Annotated in this window: 23 protein-coding genes, 3 tRNA genes and 1 pseudogene; 9 read left to right on the top strand and 18 right to left on the bottom strand. The window is 62.0% G+C overall.

Annotation, left to right across the window (positions count from 1 at the left end; all coding sequences use genetic code 11):
* Nucleotides 1–44: 44 nt before the first annotated feature.
* From JQ611_RS08035 to JQ611_RS07960, 18 genes and pseudogenes are all read right to left on the bottom strand, one after another.
* Nucleotides 45–1,151 carry a site-specific integrase gene (locus JQ611_RS08035; RefSeq protein ID WP_212465112.1) on the bottom strand — a complete coding sequence of 369 codons (1,107 nt, stop codon included), beginning with the start codon at nt 1,149–1,151 and terminating at the stop codon, nt 45–47.
* Nucleotides 1,075–1,596, bottom strand: coding sequence for a DUF6538 domain-containing protein (locus JQ611_RS42955; RefSeq protein WP_409411259.1), 522 nt, complete (start codon nt 1,594–1,596; stop codon nt 1,075–1,077). The genes JQ611_RS08035 and JQ611_RS42955 overlap by 77 nt, the downstream gene beginning before the upstream one ends.
* Before the next feature lie 100 nt (nt 1,597–1,696).
* Nucleotides 1,697–1,781, bottom strand: a tRNA-OTHER gene (locus JQ611_RS08030).
* Between the two features lie 7 nt (nt 1,782–1,788).
* A complete protein-coding gene (locus JQ611_RS41595; RefSeq protein WP_249133016.1) occupies nt 1,789–2,604 on the bottom strand; it encodes a site-specific integrase in 816 nt (271 codons plus the stop codon).
* A 573-nt stretch (nt 2,605–3,177) separates the two neighbouring features.
* Nucleotides 3,178–3,312: pseudogene (locus tag JQ611_RS42675) on the bottom strand (hypothetical protein); the annotation flags it as partial.
* A gap of 63 nt (nt 3,313–3,375) precedes the next feature.
* Nucleotides 3,376–3,451: transfer RNA gene (locus tag JQ611_RS08020), tRNA-Phe, on the bottom strand.
* 157 nt (nt 3,452–3,608) lie between these two features.
* Complete coding sequence (yacG, locus tag JQ611_RS08015) at nt 3,609–3,845, bottom strand: DNA gyrase inhibitor YacG (protein WP_212465111.1); 237 nt, start codon at nt 3,843–3,845, stop codon at nt 3,609–3,611.
* The gene (locus JQ611_RS08010) at nt 3,835–4,458 is read right to left on the bottom strand and encodes a Maf-like protein (RefSeq protein WP_192735329.1); all 624 of its coding nucleotides are present in this window, start codon (nt 4,456–4,458) and stop codon (nt 3,835–3,837) included. Before JQ611_RS08010 ends, yacG begins: the two co-directional genes overlap by 11 nt.
* 286 nt (nt 4,459–4,744) lie before the next feature.
* Nucleotides 4,745–5,212 carry a low molecular weight phosphatase family protein gene (locus tag JQ611_RS08005; RefSeq protein WP_212386423.1) on the bottom strand — a complete coding sequence of 156 codons (468 nt, stop codon included), beginning with the start codon at nt 5,210–5,212 and terminating at the stop codon, nt 4,745–4,747.
* Between the two features lie 101 nt (nt 5,213–5,313).
* Nucleotides 5,314–5,817 carry a UPF0262 family protein gene (locus tag JQ611_RS08000; RefSeq protein ID WP_212465110.1) on the bottom strand — a complete coding sequence of 168 codons (504 nt, stop codon included), beginning with the start codon at nt 5,815–5,817 and terminating at the stop codon, nt 5,314–5,316.
* Complete coding sequence (gene hisD, locus JQ611_RS07995) at nt 5,814–7,109, bottom strand: histidinol dehydrogenase (protein WP_212465109.1); 1,296 nt, start codon at nt 7,107–7,109, stop codon at nt 5,814–5,816. The genes JQ611_RS08000 and hisD overlap by 4 nt, the downstream gene beginning before the upstream one ends.
* Nucleotides 7,110–7,336: 227 nt before the next feature.
* The gene (locus JQ611_RS07990; protein WP_212265231.1) at nt 7,337–7,792 is read right to left on the bottom strand and encodes a DUF2948 family protein; all 456 of its coding nucleotides are present in this window, start codon (nt 7,790–7,792) and stop codon (nt 7,337–7,339) included.
* Nucleotides 7,793–7,889: 97 nt separating this feature from the next.
* Nucleotides 7,890–9,179, bottom strand: coding sequence for a UDP-N-acetylglucosamine 1-carboxyvinyltransferase (gene murA / locus JQ611_RS07985; protein ID WP_212465108.1), 1,290 nt, complete (start codon nt 9,177–9,179; stop codon nt 7,890–7,892).
* Nucleotides 9,180–9,473: 294 nt separating this feature from the next.
* Nucleotides 9,474–10,133: an NAD-dependent epimerase/dehydratase family protein gene (locus JQ611_RS07980; RefSeq protein WP_212465107.1), complete on the bottom strand. Its 660-nt coding sequence runs from the start codon at nt 10,131–10,133 to the stop codon at nt 9,474–9,476.
* Nucleotides 10,130–10,954, bottom strand: coding sequence for an alpha/beta fold hydrolase (locus JQ611_RS07975; RefSeq protein ID WP_212465106.1), 825 nt, complete (start codon nt 10,952–10,954; stop codon nt 10,130–10,132). The genes JQ611_RS07980 and JQ611_RS07975 overlap by 4 nt, the downstream gene beginning before the upstream one ends.
* Before the next feature lie 125 nt (nt 10,955–11,079).
* Nucleotides 11,080–11,589, bottom strand: coding sequence for a hypothetical protein (locus JQ611_RS07970; protein WP_212465105.1), 510 nt, complete (start codon nt 11,587–11,589; stop codon nt 11,080–11,082).
* A gap of 125 nt (nt 11,590–11,714) precedes the next feature.
* Nucleotides 11,715–13,448, bottom strand: coding sequence for an FAD-dependent oxidoreductase (locus JQ611_RS07965; RefSeq protein ID WP_212465104.1), 1,734 nt, complete (start codon nt 13,446–13,448; stop codon nt 11,715–11,717).
* 77 nt (nt 13,449–13,525) lie between these two features.
* Nucleotides 13,526–13,729, bottom strand: coding sequence for a hypothetical protein (locus tag JQ611_RS07960; protein WP_212265236.1), 204 nt, complete (start codon nt 13,727–13,729; stop codon nt 13,526–13,528).
* A gap of 320 nt (nt 13,730–14,049) precedes the next feature.
* Between JQ611_RS07960 and JQ611_RS07955 the strand changes: the two genes are divergently transcribed.
* From JQ611_RS07955 to JQ611_RS07915, 9 genes are all read left to right on the top strand, one after another.
* Nucleotides 14,050–14,124, top strand: a tRNA-Thr gene (locus tag JQ611_RS07955).
* Between the two features lie 582 nt (nt 14,125–14,706).
* Nucleotides 14,707–15,924, top strand: coding sequence for a virulence-associated E family protein (locus tag JQ611_RS07950; protein ID WP_212465103.1), 1,218 nt, complete (start codon nt 14,707–14,709; stop codon nt 15,922–15,924).
* Nucleotides 15,925–16,214: 290 nt separating this feature from the next.
* A complete protein-coding gene (locus JQ611_RS07945) occupies nt 16,215–16,715 on the top strand; it encodes a hypothetical protein (RefSeq protein WP_212465102.1) in 501 nt (166 codons plus the stop codon).
* Nucleotides 16,716–16,721: 6 nt separating this feature from the next.
* Complete coding sequence (locus JQ611_RS07940) at nt 16,722–16,922, top strand: hypothetical protein (RefSeq protein WP_212465101.1); 201 nt, start codon at nt 16,722–16,724, stop codon at nt 16,920–16,922.
* A gap of 79 nt (nt 16,923–17,001) precedes the next feature.
* The gene (locus JQ611_RS07935; protein ID WP_212465100.1) at nt 17,002–18,090 is read left to right on the top strand and encodes a phage major capsid protein; all 1,089 of its coding nucleotides are present in this window, start codon (nt 17,002–17,004) and stop codon (nt 18,088–18,090) included.
* A gap of 14 nt (nt 18,091–18,104) precedes the next feature.
* A complete protein-coding gene (locus JQ611_RS07930; RefSeq protein ID WP_212465099.1) occupies nt 18,105–18,485 on the top strand; it encodes a hypothetical protein in 381 nt (126 codons plus the stop codon).
* Nucleotides 18,482–18,730: a hypothetical protein gene (locus JQ611_RS07925; protein ID WP_212465098.1), complete on the top strand. Its 249-nt coding sequence runs from the start codon at nt 18,482–18,484 to the stop codon at nt 18,728–18,730. The genes JQ611_RS07930 and JQ611_RS07925 overlap by 4 nt, the downstream gene beginning before the upstream one ends.
* Before the next feature lie 16 nt (nt 18,731–18,746).
* The gene (locus JQ611_RS07920; protein WP_212465097.1) at nt 18,747–18,947 is read left to right on the top strand and encodes a cold-shock protein; all 201 of its coding nucleotides are present in this window, start codon (nt 18,747–18,749) and stop codon (nt 18,945–18,947) included.
* Nucleotides 18,948–18,995: 48 nt separating this feature from the next.
* Nucleotides 18,996–19,817: a hypothetical protein gene (locus JQ611_RS07915; protein WP_212465096.1), complete on the top strand. Its 822-nt coding sequence runs from the start codon at nt 18,996–18,998 to the stop codon at nt 19,815–19,817.
* Nucleotides 19,818–20,057 lie beyond the last annotated feature (240 nt).

The following is a 20,057-nucleotide window of genomic DNA, read 5'->3' as shown; positions in this document are numbered from 1 at the left end:
ATCTGGCCTTGGTCGCAGGCGTACGTGACGTCGCTGGGACGCGATCAGAGGCCACGTCGAGAGCCCAACGCATGGTTGTGACGAGGTCGGGTGCGAAGGCTGGGGTGATCTGCGGCATCTTGGGCGACACTACCAGCCCGCGCCGCGTCTTTGAAACCGTGACGAAACGAGTGGAAAACCTTTGCGCTGTCCGACACGCCGACGGTGTCCCTAAGATAGCGACCAAACCACTTGCTCCAAGCTGCTAAGGCGCTGGGTTGATTGGGCTCTACTGAAGGGAATAGCCACGCCGTTTCCCCGCTGCGCCTACGCGTCTCCACGTATTCTAGGAAGCCAAGCGCTACCAGTCGCCCGTGAACAGGTATTGCGCGCTGAGAGGACTTCGTCTTGAGCCGCTTGCGCCGCTTTAGTTGCTCTGTGATCAATAAGAACGGCAATTCCATATCGGTGGCCTTGATAACATCAGCGACGGTCAGTCCTGCTATTTCGGCCTGCCGAGCACCTGTGAACAATGCCAACAACGGTAGCCACACTCCTGCGACGCCTTTAGCTCCCAAGGGCGGCTTATGCCCCGTGAATAGCGGCGCGCTGAAAATCATCTGCAGTTCCGTTAAACTGAAAGGCGCGCGCTCAGAGTCGTCTTCCGTTACCCGCATCTTGCTGAACGGGTCACTCCACATAATGTCCTCGGGCACCAAACCATTTTCGTTCCCCCACACGACGATGGCCTGCACCGCTCCGAGCTGCTTGTTGATCGTAGCTGGCGAAATCTTCGCGGCCTCGGGATGCAGTTGTCCCCAGACTTTCAGGTCAGGCAACGTGGCCTTCAGCAGCTCCCCTTCACGGTGACGGGGCATAGACTGCAAGGTCTCGCGAAATTCTCGAACGTGCGACCGCCTAATTTGGGTCACGTGCAGGTCCCCGTGCATTTGGACGAACAACGCCACGCTGCGCTGATGTTCATGCACGGTTCGCGCGGGACGGACACGGTAACGTTCCCATCCCGCAGCGGCGGCGCTGAGCGTTCCACCCAACTCGGCAACGCTTGAGTGCTCTACGGTGAACGCAGGCGTTTCAACAGGCTCGCCAGCGTTGCGCTTCTCGATGGCCTGCAGCGCGCGCACATAGGAGCGCAGGACGGCAATGCCCAACGGTGGGCGTGACAGACTGCCAGCAGCCAGATCGATCCCGAAGGTCTCCAAGGCGTCGATGACGTGAAGTGTGCAGCCACGCTTCCACGCGCTTCAATTCTTCTCGCCCGCCAACACGGAAGCGTTCATCCCAAGCAAGCGCCTTTGCGAACACGTACTCCGCCATGCGGGCTATTTCCGTGTCGTTGAGGCTCGAACGAGCTGACGGGGCGACTGATGGCTGCTCCGCAATGGCGGTAACGTCTCTCATGATCCTATCAAAGCCGGCTAACACAAGCTTCCCGCGAATGTTTGCGGCCTTAAGGTCCTTAGTTCCCAAGGATTTCTTGAGGTAGACCTGTCGTGCTTTGCCGTTGCCCAGGACTTTCGCCACTGCGGGCTGAAGACGCTCAGGCACCTTCTGCTGGGCACAATAGGTGCCGTGCCTATCCTTAATCAAACCCATCAGCGCACGCATCCCTATGACCCCCGGGTGCTACCACCAGCAAGCGGCCAAAGCCATGATTTGCGCTATGAATTTGAATTACCAGGACTTCGTAAGATGCTGGCGCGCCCGAAGAGATTCGAACTCCTGACCCCCAGATTCGTAGTCTGGTGCTGCTGATCGATTATCCTCTGACGATAAGACGCCAAATGGTCACACCTGAAGAGAAGGGATCTTAGTTAGTTCACGATATAGCGCCTCGACCGGGAATTCCCCGTAAGCGTCCGCTACTGACCTGGAGCCGTGTCCGGTTATTGCTTCGAGGATATCCTGAGCTAACCCATGGCGTCGACCAAGCGTCTTGATTCGATGCCGCCATGAATGACTGGGGGAAATGCGGGGGTCGACTATACCTAGCTGGCGTACGAAGCGCCCGATGACCTTCGTACCATTACCGCCACGCTTTCCAAACTTATCCGGAGTCAAGCCCGAAAAGATCGGCCCTGCGGGCCTCTTAAGGGCAAATTCAAGGAAGCCACTGGCCACGAGCGCAGGATGAAGCGGAATGATACGCTCGGATCCGCTCGTCTTCACAGAACCAGCCTCTGGCATCACCTTCAAACACCAGACGCCCTCTATCTCGACAACGTCTTCACGTCGAAGTTGACAGATCTCTGAAACGCGAGCGCCAGAATAAGCGCCAATCCAAGGTACCCACCGGCGGACCGGATCTCTCTCCGAAAGTGCTGCCCGCAGGATTATTCTGCCTTCCTCGTCCGTGAAACTCCTCTTCTTCTCACCCTGCTTGGCGCGAACATCGATGGTGACCTTTTCCGCAACGTTGTCGGCGAGGAGCAGATTTTGAACGCCCCACTGCAGTATCGCACGAACAGGTGCGAGCTTAGCGTCGCGAACCGTTTTGGACCTCAAGCCGGCTTCGACCAAGGATGACTTCCACCTAAGCAAGTCGTCAGCGGTCAGCGCGGACGCGTTCTCGTGCCCCAAGAACGAGGCCAGTTGCTTGATCACCCTTTGCCACTCGTAGATTGTCTTTGGTGCGGGGCGCCGCTCAGCGATCCACCCTTCGACCAATTTAGGAAAAACGATCACTCTCCGGCTAGATGCGGGCGGCGCTCGACGGGGCACCTCAAAAGGGGAGAAAGTTTCGAGTGGTTCGCCATCCGCGAGCCGTTTCAACTGAAGGCTCGCCCGTTGGACTACCCTTGCAATGCATCGGGCAAGTAGACGATGACAAGTCTCGTCTAGCTGCAAGCCACGAGCTTCGGATAGTTCGGCTGCGCCCTGAAGGCACCATTGTTCCATCTGCAGAACGTCGAAGGAGCCTGCCATGGGCATGTGCTTGTTGAGTGCCCTCAGGTCGCCGGCTTCAAGCACGGCCAGTGGTGCAAATACCCGGTCCCCGAATTCAGTCTTCCACGTCTTTTGAGCGCTTGGATTCTCTCGATGCTGAGCGATCCACCAATCGGCAAGGGGTGCTGCCAGATCAAAGGCTTCCCTCTCGCTAAGCGCCTTTGGCGGCGATCTCAGGTTTGACCACCGCAGCTCGATCTCAGCGAGGGCCGCAGCATGTAGACGCTTAGCGGCGCCCGGATCACGCGTGCCTAAGCTCCGTTTCTCTTCGCGCTTGCCAACGAGGCGCAGCAGATCATTCCTGTCTTTGGATGCTTCCAGGGACGAGCCATTGCAAGGGGCATGTGTACCACCCGTGTGTACCAATCGGGTAGTCCCAAGTGCTTGATTTCACTGATTGCTCTGGATATCAGTCGCTTAGTAGCGACTTGGTGCCCAGGGGCGGGATCGAACCACCGACACTGCGATTTTCAGTCGCATGCTCTACCAACTGAGCTACCTGGGCATGTCCCGGCGCGGAGCAGGGAGCGCCGGTTTATAGTCAGGCCGGACGGCTGTGTCCACCCAGCTTCGCCGTTGGCTTCGCTTGGCGCGGCTCGGCGTCGGTATCGTCCACAAACTATTGGAAATTAACTGGTATTTCGTATCCGGCATGCCCCGCCCTACTCCTCGTCTTCTGCCTCATTCTCCTTGCCGGGGATGACGTAGCGGCCGGAGAGCCAGCGGTTCAGGTCGACGTCGCGGCAGCGCGGGGAACAGAACGGCAGGGTTTTGGGGTTCTCGGCGGGCCTGCCGCATTCCGGGCAAGGCTTCGATGAAGGCTTCGATGCCGGTTTCGACACGCCCGATCCGGCCTGGCCCGTATCCTTCCCCGCGCCTTTGGGCGGGTCAGCTGGCATTCAACCAGCCGAAGCGGATCGGAAAACCTTCGCCGCCGAGCAGCGTGACCGTTTCATAGAGCGGCAGGCCGACGATGTTGGTGTAGGAGCCGACCATTTTGACCACGAACGATCCGGCGATGCCCTGCACCGCGTAGCCGCCGGCTTTGCCGCGCCATTCGCCGGAACCGATATAGGCCTGGATGTCGTCCTCGTTGAGCCGCTTGAAGCGCACGCGGGTCTCGATCAGGCGCTGGCGAAAGGCTTCCTTCGGCGTCACCAGGCAGATCGCCGTGTAGACGCGATGGTTGCGGCCCGACAGCAGCCGCAGGCACTGCGAGGCTTCGTCGACCAGATTGGCCTTCGGCAGGATGCGGCGGCCGACCGCGACCACGGTGTCGGCGGCGAGGATGAAGGAACCGCGCAGCTCGTCGTCGAGCTGGACGGATTTCAGCGCGGCATCCGCCTTGGCGCGCGCCAATCGGTTGGCGCAGGCGCGCGGCAGCTCGCCCCGCTTCGGGGTCTCGTCGACGTCAGCGGGACGCAACGCGTCGGGCTCGATGCCGGCCTGGTTGAGCAGGCTGAGCCGTCGCGGCGAACCGGAGGCAAGAACGAATTTGGGACGGCCAAGCATGCTGATTTTTGGGAGGCAGAGGAATCGAGGGGGCGAATGCGCGCGGAACCTATCGGAAGGGCGTGGTTTTCACAACCGGGTGGCAAGTGGTTGTGGCTGCGTGGAAAAATCCTATCGCCGCACGCGCAGTGCGCCCCCTCTCCCGCGCTTGCGGGGGAAGGTTGGGGTGGGGGCTCCCTCGGCGACGGGACTCGCGGAGAGAGCCCCCACCCGCCTCGCTTTGCTCGGCACCCTAAGAGCGAGCTTCGCTCGTCTCGACCCCGCAAAGCGCGGGAGAGGGAAGAAGCTACCCGCTCGCGGCGCCCACCTTCGAAAACCTCCGGCGGATGCGCAGCGAGAGGCCGTCGCAGACGTCGCGATAGGCTTGCAGCTTCTGCTCGCGGCTGCCTTCGGTGTCGGTCGGATCCGGCGTCGGCCAGTATTCGACGTCGGCGGCCAGCGTGTGCGTCAGGGCCAGCGCCTTGTGATGCGCTTCGGGCGACAGCGTGATGATGAGGTCGAAATTGAGCCCTTCCCAATCCTCGAGTTCCTCGAACGTCTGCGGCTTGTGGCCGGAAATATCCTGGCCGAGTTCGGCCATCACGGCGACCGCGAACGGATCGAGCTCGCCCTTCCTGACGCCGGCGGATTTCACATAGAGCGCCTGCGGGAACATCTGCTGCAGCAGGCTTTCGGCCATCGGCGAACGCACGCTGTTCAGGCCGCATGAGAACAATACGGCCTGCGGATTGCGCGCGCGGGGCGGCGCGTCCATTCACGCTTCTCTTGTTTGGAGCGTGAGCCTTTCAGAATGCCGGATCACACGCTCTATTTGACGCATGACCTGATCCGAAAACCGCTTCGCACTTTTCGGGGTCATGCGTCCTGCCCCTTCCAGTGCAGCACGCAGATCAGCGTGAACAGCCGCCGCGCGGTTTCGAAATCGATCCGTACCTTGCCCTTCAGCCGTTCCTGCAGCGTGCGCGAGCCCTCGTCATGGATGCCGCGGCGGCCCATGTCGATGGCCTCGATCTTGTCGGTGGTCGCGGTGCGGATCGCCTGGTAGTAGCTGTCGCAGATCATGAAATAGTCCTTCACGATCCGCCGGAACGGCGTCAGCGACAACAGATGCGCCACCACAGGCGTGCCGTCCTCGCGGCGGATGTCGAACATCAGCCGGTTGCCGGTGATCGCAAGGTGCAGCGTGAACGGGCCGCTGTCCGCCCCGTCAGGCGCGAACAGATTTTGTTCGATCAGGTCGTAGATCGCGATCGCGCGCTCGTGCTCGATGTCGGGCCCGGAACGCCCGATCGATTCTTCGTCCAGCGTCACCGCGACAATGCGGTTCTGCGGATCCTCGTCTGCGGGCGGCTTGGTCATGACAGGTTGAGACGCAATCCGATCGAGCGTGAATGGGCATCGAGGCCTTCGGCCTTGCCCAGGGTCATCGCGGCGGGTCCCAGCGCGCGCAACTGGTCCGGCCCGCATTTGAGAATCGAGGTGCGCTTCATGAAGTCTAGCACGCCGAGGCCCGACGAGAACCGCGCCGAGCGCGCGGTCGGCAGCACGTGGTTGGAGCCGCCGACATAGTCGCCGATCGCCTCGGGCGTATGGGACCCCAAGAAGATCGCGCCGGCGTTGCGGACTTTTGCCGACAATGCTTCGGCGTCCGCGGTCATGATTTCCAAATGCTCGGCGGCGATGGCGTTCGCCAGCTCCACGGCGTCGTCGAGCTTTTTCACCATGATGATGGCGCCGAAATCCTTCCACGAGGCGCGGGCGATTTCCGCGCGCGGCAGGGTGACGAGCTGCGCGTCGACCGCCTGTTCGACCTCGGCGGCGAGACGCTCGCTGTCGGTGATCAGGATCGACTGCGCGCTGGCATCGTGTTCGGCCTGCGCCAAAAGATCAGCCGCGATCCAGCCGGCATTGCCGGTGTCGTCAGCGATGACGAGCACTTCGGAGGGGCCGGCGATCATGTCGATGCCGACTTTGCCGAACACCTGCCGCTTGGCGGCGGCGACATAGGCGTTGCCGGGGCCGACGATTTTCGCAACCGGCGCGATCGTGGCGGTGCCGTAGGCGAGCGCGGCCACCGCCTGCGCGCCGCCGACGCGGTAGATTTCCGAGACGCCGCCGAGCTCAGCTGCCGCCAGCACCAGCGGGTTGAGCTTGCCGTCCGGCGACGGCACCACCATCACCACGCGCGGCACGCCGGCAACCGCGGCCGGCACCGCATTCATCAGCACCGAGGACGGATACGCCGCCGTGCCACCGGGCACGTAAAGGCCGACCGCGTCGATCGCGCTCCAGCGCCAGCCGAGCTCGACGCCGAGCGCATCGGTAAAGCGCTCGTCCTTGGGCAGTTGGCGGCGATGGAACATCTCGATCCGGTCGCGCGCGAATTTCAACGCATCCAACGTGGCGCTGTCGCAGGCTTTGGTCGCAGCCCCGATCTCATCACCGGTGACGCGCAGGCCGCTGGCTGCGATATCCAGCCGGTCGAATTTACGGGTCGCCTCGAGCAGGGCGGCGTCGCCGCGCGCGGCCACGTCATCGACGATGGCGCGGGTCGCCCGCTCGACATCGGCGGATGCTTCGCGCTTGGCGCCGAGAAAGGCGCCAAAGCGCTGGTCGAAATCGGCGCTGCTTCTGTCCAGGCGAATGGGCATGGTGGCTTTCTGTGGAGGCTTGCGGGCCTATGCTCAATGGCGCGGCGGCCAAGGGCCGTCAACCCTTTGAGTCCGCCATGGCAGGATGGTTCAAGGGGTCAGGCCGGTCCCGTAGGGTGGGCAAAGCGAAGCGTGCCCACCTAACTCGGGGAAAGGCTGAAAATCTGCCCCTATTGTGGTGGGCACGGCGCAAAGAGCGCCTTTGCCCACCCTACGCAGCGGGCTTTTCAGGCCTCCTGCCCAGACGGCGCGATGCCGATATCGCTGGTGCCGAGATCGTCGGCGCCGAGGTCGGTCAGCTCGCATTCCAGGCATTCGACGTCCAGCCGCAGCGCTCCGCCATGGCTGAACAGCAGCAAGGCGCTGCCGCCGGGGGCCTCGCCGGGGTGGAATTCGATCCCGACCAGTTCCAGCACGGCGTCCGGTGCATCCAGATCGATATTGCGCGACTTGCAGGCCAGCACCCGGTCGAAGCGCAATGCTGCGATCGTCCGCCGCGGGGTGGTGCCGCCGGACAGCGTCTGCTCCCAGTCGAGCCTGAACATGCCGACCACGAGGCGTTTTTCGTCCTGTCGCCAGACGATGTCGGAGGCCTGCACCCGGGCATCCTGGACATGCGCCGAGATCACCGAGAGATCATCGGAATCGAGCGCGATCAGTTTGAGCTGTTCAGGCGAACCCATGCGCCAACTTTACCTTTAATTTGTGCGTAGCCTAGCCGCAAAACCGGTTCCCATCCCCGGATCAAGCCCGGAGACATGCTTTGGCGGGATACGCGCGTCAGTCGCTGATACGCTGGATCGAGGCGCCGCAGGCCGACAGTTTTTCCTCCAGCCGCTCAAAACCGCGGTCGAGATGATAGATCCGGTTGACCATGGTCTCGCCTTCGGCGGCAAGGCCGGCGATGACCAGCGACACCGACGCGCGCAGATCGGTCGCCATGACCGGCGCGCCGCGCAAGCTCGCGGTGCCGTCGATGGTGGCGGTTTCGCCGTCGAGCGAAATTTTCGCGCCGAACCGCGCCAGCTCCTGCACATGCATGAAGCGGTTCTCGAAAATGGTTTCGGTGATCTGCGAGGAGCCGCCGGCGCAGGCCATCAGCGCCATCAGCTGCGCCTGCAGATCGGTCGGGAAGCCCGGGAACGGCGCGGTCGACACGTTGACCGGCTTGATCCCCGCACCGTTGCGGGAAACCTTTATGCCATCCTTGTTGACGGTGATGACGGCGCCCGCTTCGGTCAGCACGTCGAGCGCCGATTGCAGCAGCTCCGGCCGTGCGCCCGCCAGTTGCACCTCGCCGCCGGTCATCGCCACCGCCATCGCATAAGTGCCGGCCTCGATGCGGTCGGGCAGCACGGTATGCCGCGCGCCGTGCAGTTTTTCGACGCCCTCGACCACGATGCGCGGCGTGCCGGCGCCGGCGATCCGCGCGCCCATCTTGTTCAGGCAATCGGCGACGTCTGTTATCTCGGGCTCGCAGGCCGCGTTGTCGATGATGGTCGTGCCCCTGGCCAGCGTCGCCGCCATTAGCGCGACGTGGGTGCCGCTGACCGTCACCTTGGGGAAATCGATCGACGCGCCGCGCAGGCCGCCGGGCGCTTTGGCGACCACATAGCCAGCGTCGATGGTGATCTCGGCGCCGAGTTTCTCCAGCGCCATGATCAGCAGGTCAACCGGCCGCGTGCCGATCGCGCAGCCGCCCGGCAGCGAGACCTTCGCCACGTGCATCCGCGCCAGCAGCGGCGCGATCACCCAGAAACTGGCGCGCATCCGTGACACCAGCTCATAGGGCGCTGTCGTGTCGATGATATCAGCCGCCGAAATATGCAGGGTCTGTCCCTGGTATTCGCGGTCGCCGGGCCGCTTGCCCGCGGAGATGATGTCGACGCCGTGATTGCCGAGGATGCGCTGCAGCTGCGCGACATCGGCAAGCCGCGGCACATTGTCGAGAACAAGGGTTTCGTCGGTGAGCAGCCCCGCGATCATCAGCGGCAGCGCGGCATTCTTCGCGCCCGAAATCGCGATGGTGCCGTTGAGCGGGCTTCCGCCGACAATCCGAATGCGGTCCATGCCACCCCCCTTTTTGTTATGCACAAAGTATGGGGGTTGTGGACCCCCGATGGCAAAAGCCTTGAAATTTGCGGCTATTTGATGGGGTGGGCTCGACGATCCGCCGTCATTCCGGGATAACACGATCCGTCGTCCCTGCGAACGCAGGGACCCCTAACCCCGGTCATCTATTGTTGAAGCGAAGCCGTCGATCAGCGTGCAAGAACAATTGGCGCCGCGGCGTATGGGTCCCTGCGTGCCGCCTTCCCTAAAGCTTCGGCGAAGCCTTGGCGGAGACGGGTCGCAGGACGACAGCTAGACCGCGTTGATATCCTCGCTCTCCAGCACCCGCTTCGGATAGCCATCGCGCGCGACCTTGATCATGGCGCGGCCGAGCTGTTCGCTTGTTGTCATGAACTTCGGCGAGGTGCGGGCGAGATACGACAACAGCGGTGCGGCGACGACATAGATCGCGTTCACCCAGCCGGTCTTCGAGCGCACGCCGTGCAGCGGCTGGATGCCGGCGGGCCGGAACATGTAGGCGGCCTTGAACGGCAGCTTGAGCAGATCGTTCTCGGTCTTGCCCTTGACGCGCGCCCAGCGCACCGGGCCCTGCTCGGTTGAATCCGTGCTGCGGCCGGTGACGTAGGTGAACACCATGCCAGGGTTGAGCCGAACCAGCGTGTTCGCCGCGGCCATCGTGACGTCATAGGTCAGATGCCGGTAGCGCTCGGCGTCCATGCCGACCGAGGAAACACCGAGGCAGAAGAAGCAGGCGTCGTATCCGGCAAGATCGGACTCGATTGCGGAGAAGTCCGTGAAGTCCTTATGCAGGACTTCACGAAGCTTGGCGTGCTGCCGCCCGGTCGGGCTGCGCCCGACCACCAGCACGCGCTCGACACCGGCGTCGAGCAGGCATTCGCGGAGCACGCCCTGCCCGACCATGCCGGTGGCGCCGAACAGGATAACTTTCATGACTTGATGAAGGCGAGCAGGTCCGCGTTGATCGTCGCCGCTTCCGTGGTCGGCATGCCGTGCGGAAAGCCCTTGTAGGTTTTCAGTATCCCGTTCTTCAGCAGCTTTGCCGACAACGGCGCGGAGTCGGCATAGGGCACGATCTGGTCGTCGTCGCCATGCATGACAAGCACGGGCACATTGATCTTCTTCAGGTCCTCGGTGAAATCGGTCTGCGAGAATGCGACGATGCCATCGTAATGCGCCTTGGCGCCGCCCATCATGCCCTGGCGCCACCAATTCTCGATCACGGCCTCCGATGGTTTGGCGCCGGGCCGGTTGTAGCCATAGAAGGGACCGGCCGCGACGTCGCGATAGAATTGCGAACGGCCGGCGGCGAGCGCGGCCTGGAATCCGTCGAAGACATCCTTCGGCAGGCCGCCCGGATTGGCCGCCGTCTTCACCATCAGCGGCGGCACCGCGCTGAGGATCGCGGCCTTTGCGACCCGGCTCTCGCCGTGGCGAGCAATGTAGTGCACCACCTCGCCGCCGCCGGTGGAATGGCCGACGTGAACGGCGTTCTTCAGATCGAGATGTGCCGTCACCGCCGCGAGGTCATCGGCATAATGGTCCATGTCGTGGCCGTCGCCGACTTGGGCAGAGCGGCCGTGGCCGCGGCGGTCATGGGCGACGACGCGAAAGCCGTTGTGGAGGAAGAACAGCATCTGCGCGTCCCAGTCGTCCGATGACAGCGGCCAGCCGTGGCTGAACACGATCGGCTGACCGGAGCCCCAGTCCTTGTAAAAGATCTCGACGCCGTCTTTTGTTGTGATCATGGGCATGGGGAAACTCCTCTTATTGTTCTTACGCCGTCATTCCGGGACACGCGTCAGCGCGGACCCGGAATCCAGAAGTAATAGAGCGAGATTCCGGGTTCGACGCTACGCGTCGCCCCGGAATGACGAAATCAAACAGCCATCGCCGGCCGATAGCGCCGGATCACGCCGATGATCACGATCACGAAGAACACCAGCACGATGCCCTGCGCGACCGCAAAGGGCGGCTCGGCCGGCGGCACGCTCGGCGCCAGCGCGTGCAGCGCCGGCACCTTCAGGAATGACTGGACCACCAGCACGAACACATTGAGATAAAGCGCCACCAGCGCGGTCAGCGCGTAGATCCAGCGCCAGGCGCCGCGCAGATTCATGATGTAGAGCGCGAAGCAGGCGATCGCCAGCAGCACCAGCGAGAGCAGGCCGAACAAATGCGACGGCAAGAACTTTTCGAACAGCAGCGGCGGAATCACAAAGCCGGTGGCGCTGGTCAGGATCGTCGTCAGCAGGAAGATCGCGGTGAGCCCCGGCTGCCGCTTCGAGCCGAGCATTCCGAACATCACGATGAGGCCTGAGACGATTGCGATCAAACTGATGACGACATGCACCAGAACAAATGTCGCCGTACTCATACCTAAAATCATGATGCGCCCCCTTCGTTGGAAACCCGCCGAACGTTACGATGCAGCGCGGGAAATTGCCACACGCGCCCATTGCACAACCGTCATGCGCGGCAACGCGCGAGGCATCGACGAAAGTCGCACGCGGATTAGAGCGCCGGCTTCGAACCGTCGGCGAGAAAGCCGTGCAATGCCGCCACCACCTGCGCGCCCTCGCCGATCGCGCCGCCGACGCGTTTGACCGAGCCGGAGCGGACGTCGCCGACCGCGAACACGCCGGGCACCGTGGTTTCCAAAAAGGGCACCGCACGCTCGCTATTTTGGCCGCCTTGGACGATTCCTTGGACGCCGTCTTGGACGCCGGTGAGAACAAAACCGGCGCGGTCGACCCTGACGCCGCAGCCCTCGAGCCAGCCGGTCGCGGGATCGGCGCCGACGAACAGAAAGAGATTGCGGATGTCGAGGCTCTGCACCTCGTCCGGCGCCAGACGGCTGCGCCAGCGCACGCGCCGCAGCGAGGCGTCCTCGCCCTCGAGGCCGACCACCTCGGCGTTGAAGATCAGTTCGATGTTGTCAGTCGCTTCGATGCGCTCGATAAGATAGTGCGACATGCTGGCGCCGAGGCCGCCGCCGCGGATGATCATGTAGACTTTCCGCGCATGGCTGGACAAAAACACCGCCGCCTGTCCGGCGGAGTTGCCGCCGCCGACCAGCACGACGTCCTGATCGACGCACAGCTTGGCTTCGATCGGCGAGGCCCAGTACCAGACACCGCGGCCTTCATAGGCGTCGAGATTTTCGATCTCGGGCCGGCGGTAGCGCGCGCCGCTCGCGACCACGACCGATTTGGCTTTCAGCGACTGTCCGCATTCGGTCGCCAGCGCGAACAGGCCATCGGGCTTCGTGCAATCCAGCGAGCGGATGGAGACCGGGATCAGCATCTCGGCGCCGAACTTTTGCGCTTGGTTGTAGGCGCGCCCGGCCAACGCCTGGCCGGAAATGCCGGTCGGGAATCCCAGATAGTTCTCAATCCGCGCACTGGCGCCGGCCTGTCCGCCAAAGGCGCGCGAATCGAACACCGCGACCGACAGCCCTTCCGACGCCGCATAGACCGCGGTGGCAAGCCCGGCCGGACCGCTGCCGACCACGGCCACATCGTAGAGCTTGTCATGCGCATGGTTGGTGATCATGCCCATCGCGAGCGCGAGCGAGGTTTCCGACGGATTGCGCAGCACGGTGCCGTCAGGACACACCACCAGCGGCAGATCGCTGCGCGCGGCCGAATAACGTTCCACGAGATCGGCGGCGTCCTTGTCGTTCTCGGGATCGAGCAGATGATGCGGCTGGCCGTTGCGCGTCAAAAAATTCTGTAAGCGCGCCATGCCGCCGAGCGAGGCCGGCCCGATCAGCACCGGGCCGCCGACGCCGCCCTGGATCAGGCTGACCCGGCGCAGCACCAGCGCGCGCATGATGCGCTCGCCAAGATCGGCCTCGGCCATCAGCAGCGCCCGCAACCGGTCTGGCGGAATCAGCAGCGTCTCGACATCGCCCTCGGCATGGCCGTCGACCAACGCGACGCGGCCGGAGAGCTGGCCGATCTCGGCCACGAATTGTCCAACGCACTGATCGATGACGGGCGTGACATGGCCGAGGCCGTCGCGCAGCGTGATCGCGACATGGCCCGACAGCACCACGAACATGCCGGGCCCGGGCTTGCCGGTCTCGAACAGCGCCTCGCCGTGCCCATAGCTGCGCAACTCGCCGAACCGGCGCATGCGCTCGATCTCTTGCGACGTCAGCGTCGGGAAGGTCTGCTCGTGGCGCGGAAACGCGAAGGAATTTTGGCCGGCCGCCGGACCGGCTGTCGTGGTGTCTGCACTCATCTCGCCACCCAATAAAGAACCCAGCGTTTTGCGGAGAGGCTGGCCACCCGGCGAGCGGTCGGGAATTTCCCTGGCCGCTACTGGCCCGGCTTTACTCCGCCTGCGTCATCTAGGGAGACATCGGTGTTTTCGGAAGGTGCGGCACCTTCATCGCTGCGCCCGCGCGCCTGCGACTTCCGCCGCTTGAGATTTTCGCGCAGCGCCAGCTTCAAGCGCTGCTGTCGCGAATCCTTCACGTCAGGCTTGGCCGTTCCCGCGCGTTTGTCCTGATCGTCCTGCATCCTGGACCTGTTGCGTGTGCCGTGGCGGCGCTCTCTACCGTCCGAACATATTGGGTTTCGTCCGCCTGTCGCGCAATCGCGTCCTCCCGGTCGCAGTCCAATGATTCGCCCGAACCGGCTTCTCAGGCCGTGGGCCTGCGAAATGGAACCGGATCGGCCCGGAGTTGGCCCGGTTGTGGCAGGAAGCGCGACCTCGCGTTGATTTTTGGCCGTTTTAGGCCCTTTCCAGCCCCGCCGCGTGCTTGCACCGGAGGGGCCCTTGTGGCAAGAACCGGCCGCCCGTAGAGGCCTTTTGGGCCGATTCCTCGGATACCGGGCATGCTGCCGTAGCTCAGTGGTAGAGCACTCCATTGGTAATGGAGAGGTCGACAGTTCAATCCTGTCTGGCAGCACCATTCCACCCTTACAAAATAAGGGTTTCGCGAACCAACCACTCCCCATTCCCCCATCGCTGGATCATGAACGGAAATCGAACACCGTTCAATCCCTGGGGGAAAACGCGGGGACTTTGTTCGGCAAGCGTTCCGATGAACCGCCCGACATCCCAAAAATGCGAAGCCCGCGCAATGGTTGCCACCATGCACGGGCAGATCGTCGCAATATCGGAGTTCTGAGCAACACCGATGATACAGAAGCCACCAGCACCCGACAAGCACGAAGTCTCGCTGCCAGGTTCGGCTTCGAGCTCGAGACCGCCGCGACGATCGCGGCGCTGGCTTTTGCCGGGAGGGCGCCGCGATGACCGTCCGCCGTCAAAGACCGCCGATATTCGCTGCCGACATCCGAGGACTTGGCGGCCAAGTTTCGGTTGCGCCTATGCCGATAAGAGATCGCTCGGAGGGCTCGGATTTTTTTGGGGTCTCCTACGTTTCCAAAGGCGGAGATTTGTTTTGGACGTCCCCGCCCATCCCTGACGCCGATCGCGCTGATGCCGCGGCTGCGGTTCTGGCGGCATTTCTAGGCGCACAGGTGCGTCGATGAGCAACGTTATCAGCCTGCCGCCACCGGATTGGACAAAGGAACTGCAGCGCTACGGCAGTGGTGCCCCGCACGCCAGCTTAGCCAATGCCTGCACCATGCTTCGCGGCGACCCTGAACTGCAGATGATGCTGGCTTTCGACGAATTCGCCGGCAAGACAATGCTGGTATCGGCGCCGCCATGGGACTTAGACCCGCAATCATTCAAACCCCGCCCATGGTCTTCCCATGACGATTTGCTAGCGACCGAGCACATCCAGCGAGCCGGGATAACTGTAAAGCCACCAACCACAGCGCAGGCGGTTGAACTAGTTGCGCGAGAGCGACCCTATCACCCGGTCAGAGAGTATCTCGAATACAGCGTTTGGGACGGCACGCCGCGGCTGCGCTCTATGTTCGCAACTTACTTTGGTGCGGCGCCTGGCAACTACGTCGCAAACGTTGGCAGCAGCTTCATGATTGGCGCCGTCGCGCGTGTTCTAAATCCCGGTTGCAAGCATGATCATGTTCCGATCATCGAAGGGCCACAGGGTATTGGAAAATCCAAGGCGCTAAAGATCCTGTTCGGTTCGTTTTTCTGCGATGAAGTCGGAGACCTTGGTTCGAAAGACGCCGCGATGCAGTTGTCCGGCGTTTGGGGTTTCGAATTGGCCGAGCTCGACGCTTACTCTCGCGCTGATGCCGGGCGGATAAAGGCATGGATATCTCGAACCGTCGACCGCTTCCGTCCACCATACGGAACGCGAGTTATCGAATGTCCGCGCAGTTGCGTTTTTGTCGGCAGCACGAACGGCGACAACTATCTTAAGGACGAAACCGGCAACCGGAGATTCTGGCCTGTAAGGGCTACACGGATCGATACCGCCGGCCTAGCCCGTGACCGGGATCAGCTTTGGGCAGAAGCCTATCGGCTCTACCAGGGCGGCGCCCCGTGGTGGTTCATCAAGCCGGAGGTGGTCGAGCAGGCCCAGCGCGAGCAGCGCGACCGCCTGATAGACGATCCGTGGTGGGACGTGATCGTCGCCTATCTTGAGCCCCGAACCAGCGTGTCCGTCGCTGAGGTGCTCACGGACGCGGTTTGCATCGATCGCTCGCGCTGGGGTCAGGTCGAGCAGAATCGCGTTGCACGATGCCTGAAGGCCTACGGATGGTGCCGGGTGCAGGTCCGCACTGCTGGTGGCAAGCAAAGCTGGCGATACAAGCCACTGGCGAATTGATGGGCCTTAGCCACCACTTTGAACCGGTTACACAGACTAAACCGGTTACAACGGAAATCATTGCAGCACAGGGCTCGCCACCACTGTCACCAGTGTAACCACTCAATTCTCTAAATTACTATACGCGGGAAGGGGTTTCAGCCTTTCCATTGTAACCGGTTGCAGTGGTTACACCTGCGCCGCTGACCCGATGGGGGGGGGTATTTAGTTACCGCCGTTTAGGGGAAAATCCACCACATGGGGCGTCGCGGGGAGATTTTATTCCCTCCCACAGATTTAGAGGTGCAACAATGAGCATTAGAAAACTAGAAAAATCTTCTCCCGACTGGGCTCTAATCCAGCGTCGTTATGAAGGAGAAACCCTTTCAATTAGGGCCTTAGCTCGCGATAATCATACGAGCGACACCGAGATCCGCCGTCGAGCAAAATCCCGTGGCTGGGTTCGGTATTCCGACCCTTTGGTGGTGCAACACAAAGCGCAACAGCCGCAGGAAAGCGAACGTCCGTGGGATATCGCGCCGCGGCGTGACGCGCTGATGACCGCCCTGTCACGCAGCCGCCAAGGCGTCGAAACCGTCGTAGATTCAATCTATTGCGATCTTGCCGTGGTGATGGCGCTGCTGTGGTTTAGAACGCCGCTGATGCAGATTGCGCGCGCCGTCGAGCTTACCGAGGAGCAGCTCGAGGGTTTTTACGGACCTGCAATCATGAAATTTATTCGACAGCACTACGCTGAGCCGAAACAAAGCCGCCGGACCGGCAAGCCGCGGCGCGCCGCAAGGCTGGGCTGAAAAACCTTGCCGCAATCGGGCGCCGATCGTCAGCGGGTACACGCCGACCGCAAGCGCCGCGGGCTTCGGATCGCGCGCGTGCTGGTCGATGAGGTAGCCGCCGCTGAGACCTTGATAGCGTTCGGATTGTTGGCGCGAGACGACGCGGACGATCCCGCCAAGGTCGACCATGCGCTGTCAAAGGCTGTCGCTGTCTGGTGCGAATGACGCGTCACTACATCCTGTTTCCGTGTGTGTCATGACTCGTCATCTGCTTCGCACACACGCTTGAAGGACTGCAACGAAGATGCATCAGAATCCGATCGAGACCGCCGGCCGCGCCGTCATCGCAGGAAAGGCGCTGGCATTCTCCCAATTCGTTGCGTGCACAGCGATATCAGATGGGCGCCGCAAAGAAGCGCTGCAGACCTTTGAGCACCGATATCCCCGCTCGCTGCATCTCGATGTGATCCGGAAAACAGCGATTGCGCCAGCCAGCACTGCTGATGGGACGTGGGCAGGACCGTTAGCACCAATCAACTCGCTGGCGGCGGCTTTCGTCGAGTATTTACGGCCCCTGACCGTGATCGGCCAAATGCAGGGTTTCCGCAAAATGCCGTTCAACACCAGGGCGCCTCGCACCACTGCCGGCACCTCGGTCGGCTGGTCCGGCGCCGGAAGCCCGATGCTAGTCAGTGCGATGAGTTTTGAGACGATGACGTTTGAGAGTTCGAAGATCGGCGGCATCGTCGTTTTCACGGACGAGCTCGCAAGGTCCGCGGAACCGGACGCTCCCGAGTTGATCCGGCAGGACCTGGCCGGTGCAGTGGCTGAGTTCTCCGACGTCGCGTTTCTAGATCCTACGATCGCGGAAGTGGTGGGTGTGTCACCCGCCTCGATCACATACGGCGCGCCCACGGTGGCGTCGACCGGCACCACTGCCGATGCTTTCGCTGCAGATTTTCGGGCGCTCTGCGCACTGATCGAAACCAATATGATTGCACCCTATTTGGTGATGAAGGCGACGACCGCGATCGCGCTTGCCGCGATGAACGTTCAGTTGACCCGCAATGTGGGTGCGAAGGGCGGCAACATCGCAGGCATCCCGGTAATTATCTCCGCCAGCACTCCGACCGACAGCAACAGCCCGAGCGACGGCACGATAATTTTGATCGATGCGGCGGAAGTATTCATGAATGAGGGCGGCCTCGAGTTCGACGCTTCGAAAAACGCCATCGTGCAAATGTCGAATGCGCCGGATTCTCCCGTCACCGCGGCGACGCAGATGCAATCACTTTGGCAAAATAATCTGATCGGAGTTTTGGTAAGGCGCTACATCCGCTGGGAGCGCAGACGTGAAAACTCGGTCGCGGTTTTGACTGGCGTTGGTTACTGACTGAGGGCCGGACAATGAATAAGCCAATGCCTGTCGGATGGAAGGCTCAATCCGAATATGCCGACAGTGTGCGCAAGGTGGCTTCAGAGGCAGCTCTTAAAAGCAACGTCACCCTAAACGAGCTGCTCGATTTTCTCGGAATGTTTGCTGAAGCCGGCAAGATACAGAACGCAATCATCGCGACCTTAACCGACCGCGTCAAAGAGCTCGAGGCGCGACCGTCGTCACTGAAATACGTCGGAGTGTGGGATCAGCAAAAAGTTTACGGCGCCGGCAACTTCGTCACGGATGGCGGCTCTATGTTTCATGCGCAGCGTGCCAGCGTCGGCGAGCGGCCCGGATCTGGTAGCGACGCTTGGGTTTTAGCAGTCAAAAAGGGCAAGGACGCGAAATGATGACGATCGAGCACGCTATTAAAAACGTCGACGACGTCGTGGCGAAGGCCAGAGCCTCGTCACTGCGGCTGATAAAGGACTCTGAAGAGAGGTTCATAGATAGCGTGACGGGTCGAAATGTCATGACGACCGAACAAGCGATCGCGATTGTCGACGAACAGCGCGAACTCGTTCTCGACGAGCTCGACGAAGCTATGAAGCGTCTGCGCGCGTGGCTTCTGCGCGGTGGCGTCGATATTCACTGAGCACGAGCAGGACATCATGCACACGGGCACAATCAAGGTTTGGAACGACGATCGGGGCTTCGGCTTCATTCAGCGCGACGACGGGCCTGATGTATTCATGCACGTTAAATTTCTCGCCGGCACGTTTCGACCGGCACCTGGCCAGCGCGTCGCGTTCGACATCGTTCCGGATCAGCGCAGCAGCCGCGACCGAGCCGACGGTATAAGACTCGCCTAATGGAAAAGTCTCAAGCAAGGGCGCATTAAAGCCGCGCTGAGGAGGTGTGTGATCGCATCTAGATTTTGGGTTTTGGGAACGGGCGCCTGGGATGCTTCCGACACCACGCATTGGGCTGCGTCGAGCGGCGGAGCCGGCGGCCAGTCTGTCCCCGGCTCGGGCGATACTGTAACGTTCGACGGATCGTCCGGAGGCGGCACGGTCACAGTCAACACGACTGTGAATGTCACGGCGATTGGGATGGGCGCGTTCACTGGGACGCTGGACTTTGCCACCAACGACAACAACGTCACGCTTCAGACGTTCAGCGGCACTGGTATCGGTGCGCGCACGCTCAACATGGGCGATGGTACTTGGACGATCACGGGAGGGTCGTGGAATAACATTACGGCGACAAACTTCACGCTCAATGCCAACGGATCGACCCTAAATTTTACCAGCACTGCGGCGGCGCGGATAACTTTTACAGGCAACGCCAGCCTAACATATAACAATATTACGGTCGGTGCGGCCGGGGCGAACGGCTACGACTTCCTGTTCAACTTGGCGACTACCGTGGCCGGGACGCTCACCATCACCGGTCCAAGGCTCGTAACGTTCGCTGGCGCCACTACGACCATAGCAGCCATCAACTGTACCGGCAGTTCGAGCAGCCCCGTGGCGTTCTCAAGCTCCACGGTCAACTCGCCGGCAACAATTTCGGTGGCCTCTGGCTCCCCGGCGTTTAGTTGGACCACCTTTCGGGACATCACTTGTAGCGGCGGCGCTACGTTTGCCGCCACCAACTCGCTAGACCTTGGCCGCAACAGCGGCATCACCATCACACCTCCATCAGTTGGCGGCGGTGGCGGCTACGTGATCGGCTCGTAACGATGTGCAATAGACCGAAACCCGACCCTGATCCGCATTCAACGGCCCCGGCGCCGATTCGCCGTGGCACAAGACAGGCCGCGCAGTCATTCGGCCGTGATGAGGAAAAGCAAGAGGCGCTTTCTATCGGCGAAGTGGCCGCCCGAGCTGCGGCCGACTTCGCGCAGAAACTCGGGCGTTTCGGGTAATGCGCGCTGCCTCTAATCTCGCGTACTGCTTCACTCCTGGGTGCTCCAAGCC

Source organism: Bradyrhizobium sp. AUGA SZCCT0182 (genome assembly GCF_018130185.1).
Classification (GTDB): Bacteria; Pseudomonadota; Alphaproteobacteria; order Rhizobiales; family Xanthobacteraceae; genus Bradyrhizobium.
This window is presented reverse-complemented; position numbering and strand designations above follow the sequence as displayed.